The organism is Streptomyces nidicola (genome assembly GCF_050106155.1).
Taxonomy (GTDB): domain Bacteria; phylum Actinomycetota; class Actinomycetes; order Streptomycetales; family Streptomycetaceae; genus Streptomyces.
Window position 1 is genome coordinate 8,775,143 of sequence record NZ_JBNBPI010000001.1, and the last position, 13,095, is coordinate 8,788,237.

The following is a 13,095-nucleotide window of genomic DNA, read 5'->3' on the forward strand; positions in this document are numbered from 1 at the left end:
ATGAGCCGATCGCACGGTGTGGCGGGCGAGTTCGGGGAAGAGGCCTGGACCGCCCCCGCCCGCACTCCGGTGTACTACCCGGACGCGGTGACGCTCGCGCCGGGCGCCGACCCGGCCGCCGTGACGGCCCGCATCGACACCGCGGCACCCGGCGCCTCCGTCAAGGACAGCTTCGCCGACCTCGACCTGACGGATGCCGGCTTCCAGGTGCTGTTCGAGGCCCGGTGGATCCACCGCCCGGCGGGCGCGCCCGCCCTGGCGCCGACGCCCGCCTGGGGCGTCGTGGACGACGCGAAGGCGCTGCGGTCCTGGGCGGAGGCCTGGGGCGACACGCGCCACTTTCGGCCCGAACTCCTCGACGACGCTGCCACGTTCGTGCTCGCGGGGCGGGACCCCGGTGGGCGTGTGGTCGCCGGAGCGGTCGCGAGCGTGAGTGGTGACGATGGCCGCCAAGTCGTCGGAGTCTCCAACGTCTTCGCGACGGACGGCGGCCCGGACTCGGCGTGGCCCGGGGTGCTGGACGTGGCGCACCGGCTGTTCCCCGGTCTGCCGGTGGTCGGCTACGAGCAGGGCGACGACCTCGCGGTTGCCCTCCGCCACGGCTTCGAGACGATCGGCCCGCTACGGGTCTGGGTGCAGGGCTAGCGCCTTGCGCATGGTTCTGCCGATGAGTTCCTGTCGACAACATTCGCTGGACCGATGGCCAGGGAGGGCTGCACGCTGATCTTGTGAGCGAGAAACCTGACTTCCCTCGTGACCCGCTGCCGTGGACCGTACGGTCCGGCGCCCGCGCCTGGCGCTGTGAGCCCGCATCCGCCGATGTGCGCGCATTCCATACCGCGTTGCCCGAGTACGCGCCGACACCGTTGACCGAACTACCGGAACTGGCCCAGGACTTCGGGGTCGGCCGAGTCTTCGTCAAGGACGAGTCGAGTCGTCTCGGGCTGCCCGCGTTCAAGGCGTTGGGTGTGTCCTGGGCCGTTCATCGGGTGCTCGCCGAGGTGCGGGGCCCGGTCACCCTCGTGACCGCCACCGACGGCAACCACGGCCGGGCCCTCGCCCGCACGGCCCGGCTGTTCGGGCAGCGCGCCCACGTGCTCGTACCGCGGGGCGTGCACCCGGGCGCCGTGGCGGCCATCGTCGCGGAAGGCGCGCAGGTCACCGAGGTGCGGGGGACGTACGACGAGGCGGTGCGACGCGCGGCGGAGATGGCCGCGGCGCCGGACGCGGTTCTGGTCCAGGACACCGCGTGGCCCGGCTACGAGCGGATCCCGGGGTGGATCGTCGAGGGCTACTCCACGCTCTGCGCCGAGGTGGACGAGCAGTTGGCGGGCCGAGTGGGCCGAGCGGGCGCGGAGGGACCGGACCTCGTCGTCGTGCCGGTGGGGGTCGGGTCGCTGGCCCAGGCCGTGGTCACGCACTACCGCAGCCGCCCCTCGGGGCGTGCGCCCGCGCTGCTCTCCGTGGAGCCGGAGTCCGCGGCCTGCGTCCTCGAAAGCCTCACCCGCGGCGAACCCGTCGGCGTCACCACGGGAGACACCACCATGGCCGGCCTGAACTGCGGCACACCCTCCACGCTCGCCTGGCCGTACCTGCACGCGGGCCTCGACGCGGCGGTCGCCGTCCGGGACACCGACAGCGCCCGCGCCGCCGCCCGCCTCGCCGACCTCGGCGTGTCCTCGGGACCCTGCGGCGCCGCACCCCTCGCCGGCCTGAGCGCGGCCCTCACCGGCACGGGCGCCGACGAACGGCGCGCCGCACTGGGCCTCGGCCCGGCGTCGGTCGTCGTCCTGCTGAGTACGGAGGGCAGCACCGCGAACCCGCACGGGACGCCCTGACGGCCGTGAACCATCCGTACCGAAGAGACGTACGTTGGAGAGGGCGGGCGTGCGCCTTCAGCGACGTGCGCCTCCAGCGACGTGCGCCTGTATCACGAGACATGACGAGACACCGGACTTGAGTCACCACGTAAGGACACACGAGTCATGAGCACCACTCCCGAGGTCACCCTCAACAACGGCGTGACCATGCCGCAGCTCGGCTTCGGCGTCTTCCAGGTCCCCGACGACGAGGCGCACGCCGCGGTCACGAGCGCCCTCGACGCCGGCTACCGCAGCATCGACACGGCGGCCCTGTACGAGAACGAGAAGGGCACCGGCCGCGCCATCGCCGACTACGGTCTGGCCCGTGAGGACGTCTTCGTCACCACGAAGCTGTGGAACACCGAGCAGGGCAGGGACACCGCGCTGCGCGCGTTCGACGCCTCGCTGGACCGGCTCGGCATGGACTACGTCGACCTGTACCTGATCCACTGGCCGGTGCCGTCGCGCGACAAGTACGTCGAGACGTGGCAGGCGTTCGAGGAGATCCTCGCCAGTGGCCGGGCCCGGGCCATCGGCGTCTCCAACTTCCTGCCCGAGCACCTGGACCGGCTCGCCGCCGAGACCTCCGTCGTCCCGGCCCTCAACCAGATCGAGCTGCACCCGCGCCTGCAGCAGAGCGAGCTGCGCGCGTACGACGCGAAGCACGGCATCGCGACGGAGGCGTGGTCCCCGCTGGGCCGCGGCAACGGCGTCCTGGACGACGAGATCGTCACCGCGCTCGCCCGCAAGTACGACCGCAGCCCCGCGCAGATCGTGCTGCGCTGGCACCTCCAGCTCGGCAACGTCGTCATCCCGAAGTCGGTGACCCCGTCCCGCATCCGCGAGAACATCGCCGTCTTCGACTTCGAGCTGGCCGCGGACGACATGGCCGCGCTCGCAGGCCTGGAAACGGGCGAGCGCGTGGGCCCGGACCCGGCCGTCCTCGGCTCCTGAGGAAGCCGGGCCCGGCGGGGCTCACTGACCGAGCGGCCGGAGCGGTCGACCCTCCCACAGCTCGAGCTCCCAGCCCTGCTCCGGCGAGCCGGAGAGGGTGACGATGCCCGTGTTGGGCAGCGGGTGGGCGGCGACGAAGGCGACATCCACGTTGCCCGCCCGCGCGGCTGTCCACGTCCGGATCACGGCACCGTGGCTGACCATGGCCACGGTGTCCGCGCCCGTTCCGGCCGCCTCGGCGACCACGGCGTCGAAGCGGTCGAGCGTCTCCTCGCCGGTCTCGCCGCCGGGCATCCGGAGCGCGGTGTCGCCGGAGGACCAGGCGAAGGCGGTGTTGAGGTACTTCTGCGCGGACTCGTCGTCGCCGCGCATCTCCAGGTCACCCGCCGCGATCTCACGGATCCCGTCCCGGATCACGACGTCGAGACCCGTCGCCTTGGACAGCGGCTCGGCGGTGAGCTGCGTGCGGATCAGGGTGGAGGCGTACAGGGCGTCGATCCGCTCGTCGGCCAGCGTCCGGGGGAGCGCCTCCGCCTGCTCCAGACCGAGCGGCGTCAGGCCGGGGCCCGGCGCCGCTGAGTCCAGGAGCCGCTTGAGGTTGGACGGGGTCTGGCCGTGACGTATGAGCAGCAGACGCATGCGGGGGGAACCTCCACGAGACGAACGGAACGCTTGGGTCCACTGTGTCATCCGTGGGGAACATCGGTGGTCAGGCCAGCCTTTATCGGTGATCAGGCCAGCTTTTCCAGCAGTTCGGCCGCGAGCGGGGCTGCGGAGGCCGGGTTCTGCCCGGTGACCAGGTTGCGGTCGACGATCACGTGCGGCGCCCACGGCTCGCCGACCCGGACGTTCACACCGGCCTCCGTGAGCCGGTCCTGGAGCAGCCACCGTGCCTTGTCGGCGAAGCCGGCCTGGGCCTCCTCGACGTTGGTGAACGCGGCGACGTCGTAGCCGGCGAACGCGTTGCCGCCGTCGGCCTTCGTGGCCGCCAGCATCGCCGCGGGCGCGTGGCAGACGACACCGAGCGGCTTGCCCGACTCCAGGGCGCGGGTGAGCAGAGCGCCGGATTCGGCGTTGACGGCCAGGTCCTCCATCGGGCCGTGGCCGCCGGGGTAGAAGACGGCGGCGTAGTCGTCCAGGTCCACCTCCTCCAGCTTGACGGGGGAGGCCAGCTCGGCGTTCGAGGACACGGCGGCGGCCATCCGGGCGGCGTTCTCCTGGCCGTCGTTGAACTCGGGCGCGAGGCTGCCCGCGTCGACGGTGGGGACGACGCCGCCCGGCGTCGCCACGACGATCTCGTGCCCCGCCGCCTTGAACGCGTCGTACGGGGCGATGGCCTCCTCGGCCCAGAACCCGGTGGGGTGGTGGCTGCCGTCGGCCAGAGTCCAGTGGTCGGCGCCGGTCACCACGAAAAGGATCTTCGACATGGGGTGCTCATCTCCGCGGGAATCGTCGGGAAACGTCGGGAATCGTCGGTCCGGTGATGTCTTGACGTCTACGAAGGTAGGCCCGCGGGCCACGGCCGACCAACGGTGGGCTACCGTGCCCGCGTGGCAGAGCGGATCCAGTCGGTGGAGCGGGCGGCGCTGGTCCTGCGGCTGCTCGCGTCCGGACGCCGGGCGTTCGGGGTGGCGGAGCTGGCCCGGGCGATGGGGCTGCCCCAGGAGTCCCTGGACGGCATCCTCGGCACGCTGGTCGCGGCGGGCCTGGTGGAACGGGAGCCGGCCACCGGCAAGTACCGGATCGGCGCCTCGCTGCTCCACCTGAGCAACGGCGACCTCGACACGAACGAGCTGCGCGCCCGCTCCCTGCACAGCGCCGACACGCTCGCCGCGCGCAGCGGCGAATCGGTCTGGATCGCCACCCCGCACGAGGACGGGGCCCTCGTCGTCCACCACGTCTTCCGCCCCGACGACAGCGCCCAAGTCCTGCGCATGGGCGCCTACTTGCCGCTGCACGCCTCGGCCGTGGGCAAGACGCTGCTCGCCTTCGACCACGACCTGGACGTACCCGAGAAGCTCCCGGCCTTCACCGACCGCAGCATCACCGAACGTGCCGCCCTGGCCGCCGAGTTGTACGAGATACGCCGCCGGGGCTGGGCCGCCGCCGTCGACGAGCACGCGGACGGCAGGGCCGCGATCGGCGCCCCGCTCCGCGCCGCCTCCGGCCGTACGGTCGGCGCCATCAGCATCGCGGGCCCCACCCGCCGCCTGACCGAGGCGGGCCACGCCCGGGCGGATCTCGCGGCCCAGGTCATGGATGCGGCGGGGGAGATCGGCAGGGCGCTGGCGCGCTGAGCCGGCCGAAGGCCCCGGGGCCTGTCGCCCTACGGCACGAGCACGATCCGGCCGAAGGCCTCACCGGAGTCCATCAACTGGTGTGCCCGCACGGCCTGTTCCAGCGGGAGCACTGCGTGCACCACCGGATCCAGGGCGATCTCTCCGGCGAACAGCTCGGTGCGCAGGGCGCGTTGAGCGGCCTCGGGCACCGTGGCGGTGCTGAAGGTGGCGAACGACATCGACTTCTGGAACGCGGTCGTCATGTGCGCGGCGAGGTCCGCGGGCGGAGGCCCCGCGATCATGCCGACCGCCACCAGGCGGCCGTTGGGGTTGAGGCGGTCGAGGAACGAGGTCATGTCCGGTCCGCCGATGATGTCGATGATGACGTCGTACCCCTCGGGGGCATCGGCATCGGCATCGGCATCGGCATCGGCGCCGATGGGGGCGCCGGTGCGGTCCAGTACGTGGGTCGCGCCCAGCTTGCGCAGGCGTTCGCCGCGCTTCGCCGACGAGGTCGTGACCGCCACCGCGCTCGCCCCGCCGCGCGCCGCGAGCTGCACGGTCGGGATGCCCAGGCTGCCGGCCGCGCCGCGCACCAGCACGGACTCGCCGGGGGCGAAGTGGGCGTGGCGCAGGGCGAAGTGCGCGAGCACGGCGGAGGTGCCGAGGGTCACCGCGTCGGCGGCGGACAGCTCCGCGGGCAGGGGGAGGACCGCGTCCACGGCGGCGACGGTCTGCTCGACGTAGCCGCCGCCCGTGCCGGTGAACGCCCAGACGCGCCGGCCCACCCACGAGGTGTCCACGCCGGCGCCTACCGCGGTCACGGTGCCCGCCACCTCGCTGCCGGGCACATGGCCCTCCTGGAACAAGCCGTACGAGGCGAGGGCGCCGCTGCGGATCAGGGCGTCGACCCCGCCGACGCCGATCGCCTCCGTGGCGATCAGTACCTGCCCGGCGGCGGGGGCCGGGGCCGGCAGGTCGACGACCGCCATGCCCTCGGGGCGTCCGAATTCCTGGATCGCAATGGCCTTCACGGGGACTCCTCGGGTGTCTCGGGTGTCTCGGGGTGAGGCTTTCGGACGTTAACGGACGCCCCCGTCCGTTTGAGTAAAGTGAGAGAGGTGACCGAACGTTTGCCTCAGACGCTGCGCTCCGACGCCCTCGACAACCGCGAACGCATCCTCGACGCGGCCCGCGCCGTGTTCGCCGCCGACGGCCTGAACGTGCCGATGCGGGAGATCGCCCGCCGCGCCGGGGTCGGCCCCGCCACCCTCTACCGCCGCTTCCCGACCAAGCAGGACCTGGTGACGGCGGCCTTCGCGGAGGAGATGCGGGTGTGCCGCGGGCTCGTGGACGAAGCGTTCGCCGACCCGGATCCATGGCGCGGGTTCTGCCGTGTCGTCGAGACGACCTGCGAGATGCACGCCCGCGACCGCGGCTTCACCGAGGCGTTCATGTCGGCCTTCCCCGAGGCCCTGGACTTCGCCGAGAACCGTGCGTACACGCTGAAGGTCATCGCTGAGCTCGCCCGCCGCGCCAAGGACGCCGGGCATCTGCGCCCCGACTTCGTGCTGGACGACCTGATCCTGATGCTCATGGCCAACAAAGGCATCCAGGTCGCGTCGACGTCCGCCCGCGTCGCCGCCTCCCGCCGCTTCGCTGCCCTCGTGATCCAGGCCTTCTCGGCCTCCCCGGAGCGGCACGACGAACTGCCGCCGGTGGCGCGACTGGTGCCGCTGCTCTCCGTGTAGGCCTCAGTGCTGGGAACGCGAGGCGTCGTACAACCTTTAACCGATCTTGGTGGTCATGTGTGCGACAACTCCGTGCCGCGACCGGCGCGGAGCAGGCACCGAGAGAGGCACCACGCACCATGCGTTCCACTGCTGTCCGTCGCACCGCCCTGGCCGTATCCGCCGCCGCTTGTTCGCTCGTCGTCACCGCCTGCGGTGCGGGGCAGGGCGGCGGTGACGCGGCGGACGCGAAGGCGAGTGCCTCGCCGGCCGCGGTGAAGGCGCTCACCGCCGCGCAGTTGGAGAAGCGGGTGCTCGTGCAGGGGGACGTGAAGGGGCAGAAGATCACCGAGCCGGGCAAGAAGGATGTCTTCGCGCCCGGCACCGTCTCCGTCGGCAAGGCCGCGTGCGACCCGGTGGGTCATGTCCTCTCGTCGCTGCCCTCGGCCGACCCCGAGGCGAGCGTGCGGCGGCTCGCCGTGCACGAGTCCGCGAAGGCCAAGAAGGGCATGCCCTCGATGGACGAGCTCGCGGACATGAGTGAGCAGGAGGCGAAGGACGCGACGATCGACTCCCTCGACATCACCAAGACCATGACCGCCCTCTGGTCGTACGACGGGGACGGCGCGCAGCGTGCCCTCGACGCGCTGCGGGCGGCGGGCAAGAAGTGTGCGGCGGGCTTCTCCATGACGACGGACGGCGAGAAGATGCAGGTCACCGGTGTCAAGAGCGAGAAGCTCGCGGTCGGTGACGACGCCGTCGCGTGGACCGTCGGGACGAAGGAGGACGGCACGCCCGCCGACACCAAGGTCGCCGTCGTACGGGTCGGCGGCACGCTCGCCGGGTTCTCGTCGTTCAACATCGCGGCGGTCACCCGCGGCGAGTCCTACGCGCAGCCGACCGACGTCATCGAGAAGCAGATCGCGAAGCTCGGCTGACGGTCCGTTCAGCTCGTCGGGGGTGCGAACTCGGGCTGGTCGAGGAGGCGCAGCCAGCTTCCGTCCGGCTGTCGGCGCACGACCTGGGCACGGGCCCCCGTCCCGTCCTTCGGCGGGGTCGACGTCAGCGCGATGTCACCGCTGACCAGCGTCGGCAGCGGCTGCTCCGGCTCGAAGTGGGGGCGGTTCGCCAGCACCTTCTCCCACAGCACGCGGATCGCCTCCCGCCCGACCGTCTCCTGGCCGGGCGGGTAGGCCAGCACCGCGTTCTCTTCGTAGAGCGCGGCGACGCCGGCCGCGTCGCCCGCGTTGGACCGCTCGACGAACAGGCGGGTGATGTCCTCGGGGCGCATGGCCTTCTCGTACTCCGACATGGGATTCCTCCTGGCGCTGGTCACCGTTCCTGGCTTGGTGCTTCCAGCGTCGCGGGCTGCCGACCAGAAGTCCAACAGATGCTTCTGCTGGAAACCAGAAGCTGCGGTCATGGACAATGGGTGCCATGGAGATGAGGCAGCTCGAGTACTTCGTCGCGGTCGCCGAGGAGCAGAACTTCACGCGCGCCGCCGAGCGGGTGCACATCAGCCAGTCCGGCGTCAGCGCGCAGATCCGGCAGCTGGAGCGTGAGCTCGGGGCGGAGCTGTTCGACCGCTCGTCCCGCACCGTCACGCTCACCGTCGCGGGCAAGGCCGCGCTCGAACACGCCCGCGCCACCCTCGCCGCGGCCGGGACCATCGGCCGGGCGGTGGCCGAGGTGTCCGAACTGATCAGGGGGCGGCTCACCGTCGGCATGGTCATCGGCTGCACCATCACCCCGCTGTTCGACGCCCTCGCCGCGTTCCACGAGGCGCACCCGGGCGTCGAGCTCTCGCTCCTGGAGGACGGCTCCGACCGGCTCGTCGAGGGAGTGCGCGCAGGCGATGTCGACCTGGCGCTCATCGGCGCCGCGCACAGCACCCCCGACGGACTCGACTCGCTGACCATCATCGACGAACGACTCGTCGTGGCGGTCCCGGCCGGGCACCCGCTGGCCGAGCAACAACGCGTCGTACTGCAGGACTTGATGTCCCACCCGATCGTCTGCATGCCGCCCGGCACCGGCCTGCGCACGGTGTTCGACCGGGCCTGCGCCGCGCAGGGCCTGCACCCCACGATCGCGCTGCAGGCCAGTGCCGCGGACTCCATCGCCGCCCTCGCCGACCGCGGCCTCGGCGTCGCCGTCCTGAGCGAGTCGATGGTCGCGGATCACCCCGACGGGCTCACCGCCCGCACCATCGACGACGTCGACACTCCGGCGCTGCTCGCCCTGGTCTGGAAGCGGGCGCACAACCCGGCACTGCGCGAACTCCTGGGCCACGCGCGGCGGGCGTTCGTACGACCGTGAGGCCCGCCGCGCGTTCGTACGCCCGTGACGCCGCCGCGCGTCACAGCTCGCCGTACTCGCCGACCCGCTTCCCCGCGACCCACGTCTGCAGCACCTTCGTCTGCCACACCGCCCGGCCGGACGGCAGGTCGAACGGGTCCGTGTCGGTGAGGACGAAGTCGCCCCACTTGCCCGGCTCCAGCGTGCCGAGGACATGTTCCTGGTGCGCCGCGTGCGCGGGCTCCACCGTGTACGAACGCAGCGCCTCCACCGGCGTCATGGCCTGCTCCGGGTACCAGCCGCCGGACGGCTTCCCGTCCCGGTCGGTGCGGGTGACGGCGGCGTGCAGGCCGTCGAAGGGGTTCTCGGACGAGACGGGGAAGTCCGAGCCCGAGGGCAGGTGCGTGCCCTGGTCGATGAGGGTGCGCCAGGCGTAGGCGCCCTTGATGCGTTCGGGCCCGATCCGGTCCTCGGCCATGTTCATGTCGTCGGTGGCGTGCACCGGCTGCATCGACGCGATGATGCCGAGCCTGCGAAGCCGCGGGATGTCCTCGGGCGAGAGCACCTGCGCATGCTCGATACGGTGCCGCATCCCGGCGTCGCCGACGCGCCGGAACGTCTGCTCGTACGCGTCCAGGACGACACGGTTGCCGCGGTCGCCGATGGCGTGCACCGCCGACTGGTAGCCGCCGCGCACCACTTGCTCGACGCGGCGCTGCAACTCCTCCGGCTCCACCTGGAGCAGCCCGCTGGAGTCCGGGTCGTCGGCGTACGGCGCGAGGAGCGCGGCGCCGTGGCTGCCGAGCGCGCCGTCGATGTACTGCTTCACGGTACGGATGCGGATCATGTCGTCGGCGTAGGAGTCGGTGCGGGCGTCCGCGCCGATGTCGGTGAACGCCTTGTAGGAGAGGAAGGCGTTCACGCGGATGGTCAGCGCACCCTCGTCCGCGAGCTGCCGCAGCACGACGACTCCGCTCGCGTCCGTGCCCGCCTCCGACACGGACGTCATGCCCACGCCGCCGAGCTGCTTCTGCGCGGCGAGCGCACGGGCCCGTACGTCCTCCAGGGTGGGCTCGGGAAGCTTGCCCTCCACGAGCGCCTGCGCGGCGTCGATGAGGACACCGGTCGGATTGCCCGCGCCGTCGCGCACGATGCGCCCGCCGTCGGGGTCGGGGGTGTCGGCGGTGATGCCGACGGCCTTCAGCGCCGCGGAGTTGGCGACACCGGCGTGCCCGTCCACCCGCCCCAGCCACACCGGCCGGTCGTCCACGACCGGGTCCAGATCGGCGGCATTGGGCAGCCGGCCGAGCCCCCACACGACCTCGTTCCAGCCCCGGCCGAAAATCCACGGGTCGTCGGGGTGCGCGGTGTCGTACGCGGCGAGCCGGTCCATGGCCTCCTTCAGGGAACGGGTCCCGACGAGGTTCAGCTCCACGGCGAGGGCGCCGAGCCCCCACAAGTGACCGTGCGCGTCGTGCAGTCCGGGCAGCAGGACGCGGCCGTGTCCGTCGAGGCGGCGTATGCCCTTGGGGGTCGCGCCGATGTCGAGCGCGGCGACACGCCCCTCGGGTGTGAGCAGCATCCGGGAGAATCTGCGCAGCCTGCCGCGCGCGAGCGTGTAGCCGCGCACGTTGTCGACGAGCAGCGGCCCCGGCCGCTCGGCCTTCGCCGGCCGGGAAGCGGCGGAGGCGGCCCCGGCGAACGTGCCGGACACGGCCATCGCGGCGGCCCCGGCACCGGCCAGCTGGAGGAACTGCGCGCGGCTCATACGGGGTGTACGCGGCGTGGGACAGCAGGACTCACACATTCGGCGGCTCCTCGCGAAAAGGCTTGCGGCCAGGTGAGTTGGCCGCAAGATGATCGAAGCGGATCACGGACCGAAGCTAAGCAGTCACTGCTTGGTGGTCAAGATCCCTTACGCTCCCGATTGGACGGCCTTCGCGAGAACGGGAGCACACATGAAGTTCCGGACGTACGTCGAACCCCCGGAGCCGATGCGCGGCCTTGAGGTTCCTTCGGAGCTGGTGGACGAGCTCGGTGGTGGCAAGCGGCCCCCGGTGGTCATCACGGTGAATGGGCACACGTGGCGCAGCAGAGTGGCCATCATGCGCGGCCGGTGTCTGCTCGGCCTGAGCAAGGCGAACCGGGAGGCCGCGGGTGTCGAGACGGGGGAGGAGGTCGAGGTCGACCTGCGGCTCGACACCGAGCCCCGCACCGTGACCGAGCCCGAGGACTTCGCCCACGCCCTCGACGCGGACCCGACGGCCCGCGCGGCCTACGACCGCCTCTCCCACAGCCGCAAACGGCAGCACGTCCTCGCGATCGAGTCCGCGAAGAAGCCCGAGACGCGTGCGCGACGCATCGAGAAGGCGCTGGAGTCGCTGCGAGCGAGCTAGGACCTGTCGGAGCGGCGCAAGTAGGTGCATGGGGCAGGCGATTCGGCCTAGGCTGGTGTCATGGGGGAGATCGAGGTTGTTCCTGGACGCCGAAGGCTGGGGCGGAGCCTGTCCTGGGCCGGATTCCTGCTCCTGTTCGTCACCGTGCTGGTGTACGCGATCCACGCGCGGAGCGCCGGGAGTTGGGCCCCGTGGGACTCGGCCGGAGGGGGCGTACCGGCGCCTCACGCGACCGCCCCTCCGACGTACGCGACGCCCCCTCCGACGCCGACCGATCAGGCACCCTCCGCGCCGCCGACCTACCAGCCTCCTGTGGAGCCGGCCGCGAGCACCAACAGCACCGCGGAGATCATCAAGGCGGTCGCCTACCTGATCGGCGCGGTGGGCGGCGTGGCATCGACCCTCCTGGGCCAGATCATGCTCATGCGGGGGCGTCGGCAGGAGGCGGCGTCCGACCCCGCCACGTCCGTGCGCACCCCGCGGTGACCCTCACCAGGGCCTGATCGGCCTTACCCCCACGCGTCTGCCGTCCTCGTCCAGCAGGTGGCCCATGCGCTTGACCGTGTGCAGGCCGACGATCCGGTCCGTGACCTCCAGCGTCGGCAGGCGCGTGCCCAGGGATGTCTCGCGGTGTTGGATGTCGCCGAGGTCGCGTACCCACAGGGTGGTGAAGATGTTCGTCCGGCCGGTGACCGCGGCGACGAGGCGGCACTCGGGCAGTGCGGCGAGGGCGCGGTGGACGGAGGCGATGTCACGGGCCGGGACACGGCCGAGGAGTGAGACGGGGAGCGGGCGGCCCGCGAGCGCGTCCGCCATGTCGCAGCGGAAGGTGAGGACACCCGAGTCGGTGAGCCGGTGCAGGCGGCGGCGGACGGTGGCGGGGCTGGTGCCGGTGTGTTCGGCGAGCGCCGCGAGGCCGAGGCGGCCGTCGCCGACCAGCGCGTCGAGCAACGCCCGGTCCACCGCGTCGAGTTCGAGCGTCGGTGCGGGCTCGGACGCGCGCGTGCCCGCCCGGCCCAGGGCGCTGAGCTGCGCCGGGTCCAGGGAGCGGAGCCGCCAGCGGCTGCCCTCCACGTAGAGGGATGTGGCGAAGAGGCAGTCGACGGCGGTGACACCGGGCAGCGGTTCGAGGTGTGTCGTCACGAAACGGGTGAGCGCGGGCAGGTCGGGCGCGAGGACGTCGATGAGCAGATCGGCGCTGCCGGGGCCGGTGAGCTCGATGGTCACGGCCTCGTCGTGCACGCGCAGCTCTTGAGCGATACGCATCCGGGCGCCGGGCCGGCAGCGCACCAGGACGAACGCCGTGCAGCGCGTGCGCGAGAACTCCCGTCCCGGCGCCGCGTACACCCAGGCGAGCCCCTCCGCGGTCAGCCGGTCCCAGCGGCGGGCGAGGGTGCTCGCGGTGACACCCAGCGGCGGTGCGAGTTCGGTCCAGGAGGCGCGGGGGCGCAGCTGGAGGGCGTTGACGAGTGCCAGGTCCAGCTCGCTCGCGGTGACCGTTTCTCGCATCCTGTGTCCCCTCCGTGGTTGTTTCCGACGAATCCGCGGACCGGTGCGACCGCAGCCCGCACAGTAG

General features: G+C 72.1%; 15 protein-coding genes. 9 read left to right on the forward strand and 6 right to left on the reverse strand.

Annotated features, from left to right (window positions below; all coding sequences use genetic code 11):
- The 3 genes from ACOKM3_RS39580 to ACOKM3_RS39590 all read left to right on the forward strand — a co-directional run bounded on the left by ACOKM3_RS39580 (position 1) and on the right by ACOKM3_RS39590 (position 2,816).
- The gene (locus ACOKM3_RS39580; RefSeq protein WP_426907008.1) at positions 1-645 is read left to right on the forward strand and encodes a hypothetical protein; all 645 of its coding nucleotides are present in this window, start codon (positions 1-3) and stop codon (positions 643-645) included.
- Positions 646-728: 83 nt separating this feature from the next.
- On the forward strand, positions 729-1,838 hold the full coding sequence (locus ACOKM3_RS39585) for a pyridoxal-phosphate dependent enzyme (protein WP_426906125.1): 1,110 nt from the start codon (positions 729-731) through the stop codon (positions 1,836-1,838).
- Positions 1,839-1,985: 147 nt separating this feature from the next.
- On the forward strand, positions 1,986-2,816 hold the full coding sequence (locus ACOKM3_RS39590; RefSeq protein ID WP_426906126.1) for an aldo/keto reductase: 831 nt from the start codon (positions 1,986-1,988) through the stop codon (positions 2,814-2,816).
- Between the two features lie 21 nt (positions 2,817-2,837).
- Here the strand turns inward: ACOKM3_RS39590 and ACOKM3_RS39595 are convergent, their stop codons facing one another.
- Complete coding sequence (locus ACOKM3_RS39595) at positions 2,838-3,455, reverse strand: histidine phosphatase family protein (RefSeq protein ID WP_426906127.1); 618 nt, start codon at positions 3,453-3,455, stop codon at positions 2,838-2,840.
- 92 nt (positions 3,456-3,547) lie between these two features.
- On the reverse strand, positions 3,548-4,243 hold the full coding sequence (locus ACOKM3_RS39600) for a type 1 glutamine amidotransferase domain-containing protein (RefSeq protein WP_426906128.1): 696 nt from the start codon (positions 4,241-4,243) through the stop codon (positions 3,548-3,550).
- 123 nt (positions 4,244-4,366) lie between these two features.
- Between ACOKM3_RS39600 and ACOKM3_RS39605 the strand changes: the two genes are divergently transcribed.
- Positions 4,367-5,113 carry an IclR family transcriptional regulator gene (locus tag ACOKM3_RS39605; protein ID WP_426906129.1) on the forward strand — a complete coding sequence of 249 codons (747 nt, stop codon included), beginning with the start codon at positions 4,367-4,369 and terminating at the stop codon, positions 5,111-5,113.
- A 29-nt stretch (positions 5,114-5,142) separates the two neighbouring features.
- Here the strand turns inward: ACOKM3_RS39605 and ACOKM3_RS39610 are convergent, their stop codons facing one another.
- Positions 5,143-6,129 carry a zinc-dependent alcohol dehydrogenase family protein gene (locus ACOKM3_RS39610; RefSeq protein ID WP_426906130.1) on the reverse strand — a complete coding sequence of 329 codons (987 nt, stop codon included), beginning with the start codon at positions 6,127-6,129 and terminating at the stop codon, positions 5,143-5,145.
- An 87-nt stretch (positions 6,130-6,216) separates the two neighbouring features.
- Between ACOKM3_RS39610 and ACOKM3_RS39615 the strand changes: the two genes are divergently transcribed.
- Both ACOKM3_RS39615 and ACOKM3_RS39620 read left to right on the forward strand, forming a co-directional pair.
- Complete coding sequence (locus ACOKM3_RS39615) at positions 6,217-6,846, forward strand: TetR/AcrR family transcriptional regulator (RefSeq protein WP_426906131.1); 630 nt, start codon at positions 6,217-6,219, stop codon at positions 6,844-6,846.
- 119 nt (positions 6,847-6,965) lie between these two features.
- Positions 6,966-7,763, forward strand: a complete 798-nt coding sequence (locus ACOKM3_RS39620) for a hypothetical protein (RefSeq protein ID WP_426906132.1) — start codon at positions 6,966-6,968, stop codon at positions 7,761-7,763.
- An 8-nt stretch (positions 7,764-7,771) separates the two neighbouring features.
- On the opposite strand, the gene ACOKM3_RS39625 is transcribed toward ACOKM3_RS39620, so the two are convergent.
- Positions 7,772-8,137 carry a YybH family protein gene (locus ACOKM3_RS39625; RefSeq protein ID WP_426906133.1) on the reverse strand — a complete coding sequence of 122 codons (366 nt, stop codon included), beginning with the start codon at positions 8,135-8,137 and terminating at the stop codon, positions 7,772-7,774.
- 125 nt (positions 8,138-8,262) lie between these two features.
- Between ACOKM3_RS39625 and ACOKM3_RS39630 the strand changes: the two genes are divergently transcribed.
- The gene (locus ACOKM3_RS39630; RefSeq protein WP_426906134.1) at positions 8,263-9,144 is read left to right on the forward strand and encodes a LysR family transcriptional regulator; all 882 of its coding nucleotides are present in this window, start codon (positions 8,263-8,265) and stop codon (positions 9,142-9,144) included.
- Positions 9,145-9,184: 40 nt separating this feature from the next.
- Here ACOKM3_RS39630 and ACOKM3_RS39635 read toward each other — a convergent pair whose 3' ends face one another.
- Positions 9,185-10,891 carry an amidohydrolase gene (locus ACOKM3_RS39635; RefSeq protein WP_426906135.1) on the reverse strand — a complete coding sequence of 569 codons (1,707 nt, stop codon included), beginning with the start codon at positions 10,889-10,891 and terminating at the stop codon, positions 9,185-9,187.
- 190 nt (positions 10,892-11,081) lie between these two features.
- On the opposite strand from ACOKM3_RS39635, the gene ACOKM3_RS39640 reads away from it, so the two are divergent.
- Positions 11,082-11,519: a YdeI/OmpD-associated family protein gene (locus ACOKM3_RS39640; RefSeq protein ID WP_426906136.1), complete on the forward strand. Its 438-nt coding sequence runs from the start codon at positions 11,082-11,084 to the stop codon at positions 11,517-11,519.
- Between the two features lie 60 nt (positions 11,520-11,579).
- Positions 11,580-12,005, forward strand: a complete 426-nt coding sequence (locus ACOKM3_RS39645; RefSeq protein WP_426906137.1) for a hypothetical protein — start codon at positions 11,580-11,582, stop codon at positions 12,003-12,005.
- A gap of 3 nt (positions 12,006-12,008) precedes the next feature.
- On the opposite strand, the gene ACOKM3_RS39650 is transcribed toward ACOKM3_RS39645, so the two are convergent.
- Positions 12,009-13,028: an Lrp/AsnC family transcriptional regulator gene (locus ACOKM3_RS39650; protein ID WP_426906138.1), complete on the reverse strand. Its 1,020-nt coding sequence runs from the start codon at positions 13,026-13,028 to the stop codon at positions 12,009-12,011.
- Between the last annotated feature and the right edge of the window lie 67 nt (positions 13,029-13,095).

Coding starts and splice junctions, on each gene's coding strand:
- ACOKM3_RS39580 (WP_426907008.1), top strand. CDS start 1: ATGAGCCGATCGCACGGTGTGGCGGGCGAGTTCGGGGAAGAGGCCTGG.
- ACOKM3_RS39590 (WP_426906126.1), top strand. CDS start 1,986: ATGAGCACCACTCCCGAGGTCACCCTCAACAACGGCGTGACCATGCCG.
- ACOKM3_RS39595 (WP_426906127.1), bottom strand. CDS start 3,455: ATGCGTCTGCTGCTCATACGTCACGGCCAGACCCCGTCCAACCTCAAG.
- ACOKM3_RS39600 (WP_426906128.1), bottom strand. CDS start 4,243: ATGTCGAAGATCCTTTTCGTGGTGACCGGCGCCGACCACTGGACTCTG.
- ACOKM3_RS39620 (WP_426906132.1), top strand. CDS start 6,966: ATGCGTTCCACTGCTGTCCGTCGCACCGCCCTGGCCGTATCCGCCGCC.
- ACOKM3_RS39625 (WP_426906133.1), bottom strand. CDS start 8,137: ATGTCGGAGTACGAGAAGGCCATGCGCCCCGAGGACATCACCCGCCTG.
- ACOKM3_RS39630 (WP_426906134.1), top strand. CDS start 8,263: ATGGAGATGAGGCAGCTCGAGTACTTCGTCGCGGTCGCCGAGGAGCAG.
- ACOKM3_RS39635 (WP_426906135.1), bottom strand. CDS start 10,891: ATGAGCCGCGCGCAGTTCCTCCAGCTGGCCGGTGCCGGGGCCGCCGCG.
- ACOKM3_RS39640 (WP_426906136.1), top strand. CDS start 11,082: ATGAAGTTCCGGACGTACGTCGAACCCCCGGAGCCGATGCGCGGCCTT.
- ACOKM3_RS39645 (WP_426906137.1), top strand. CDS start 11,580: ATGGGGGAGATCGAGGTTGTTCCTGGACGCCGAAGGCTGGGGCGGAGC.
- ACOKM3_RS39650 (WP_426906138.1), bottom strand. CDS start 13,028: ATGCGAGAAACGGTCACCGCGAGCGAGCTGGACCTGGCACTCGTCAAC.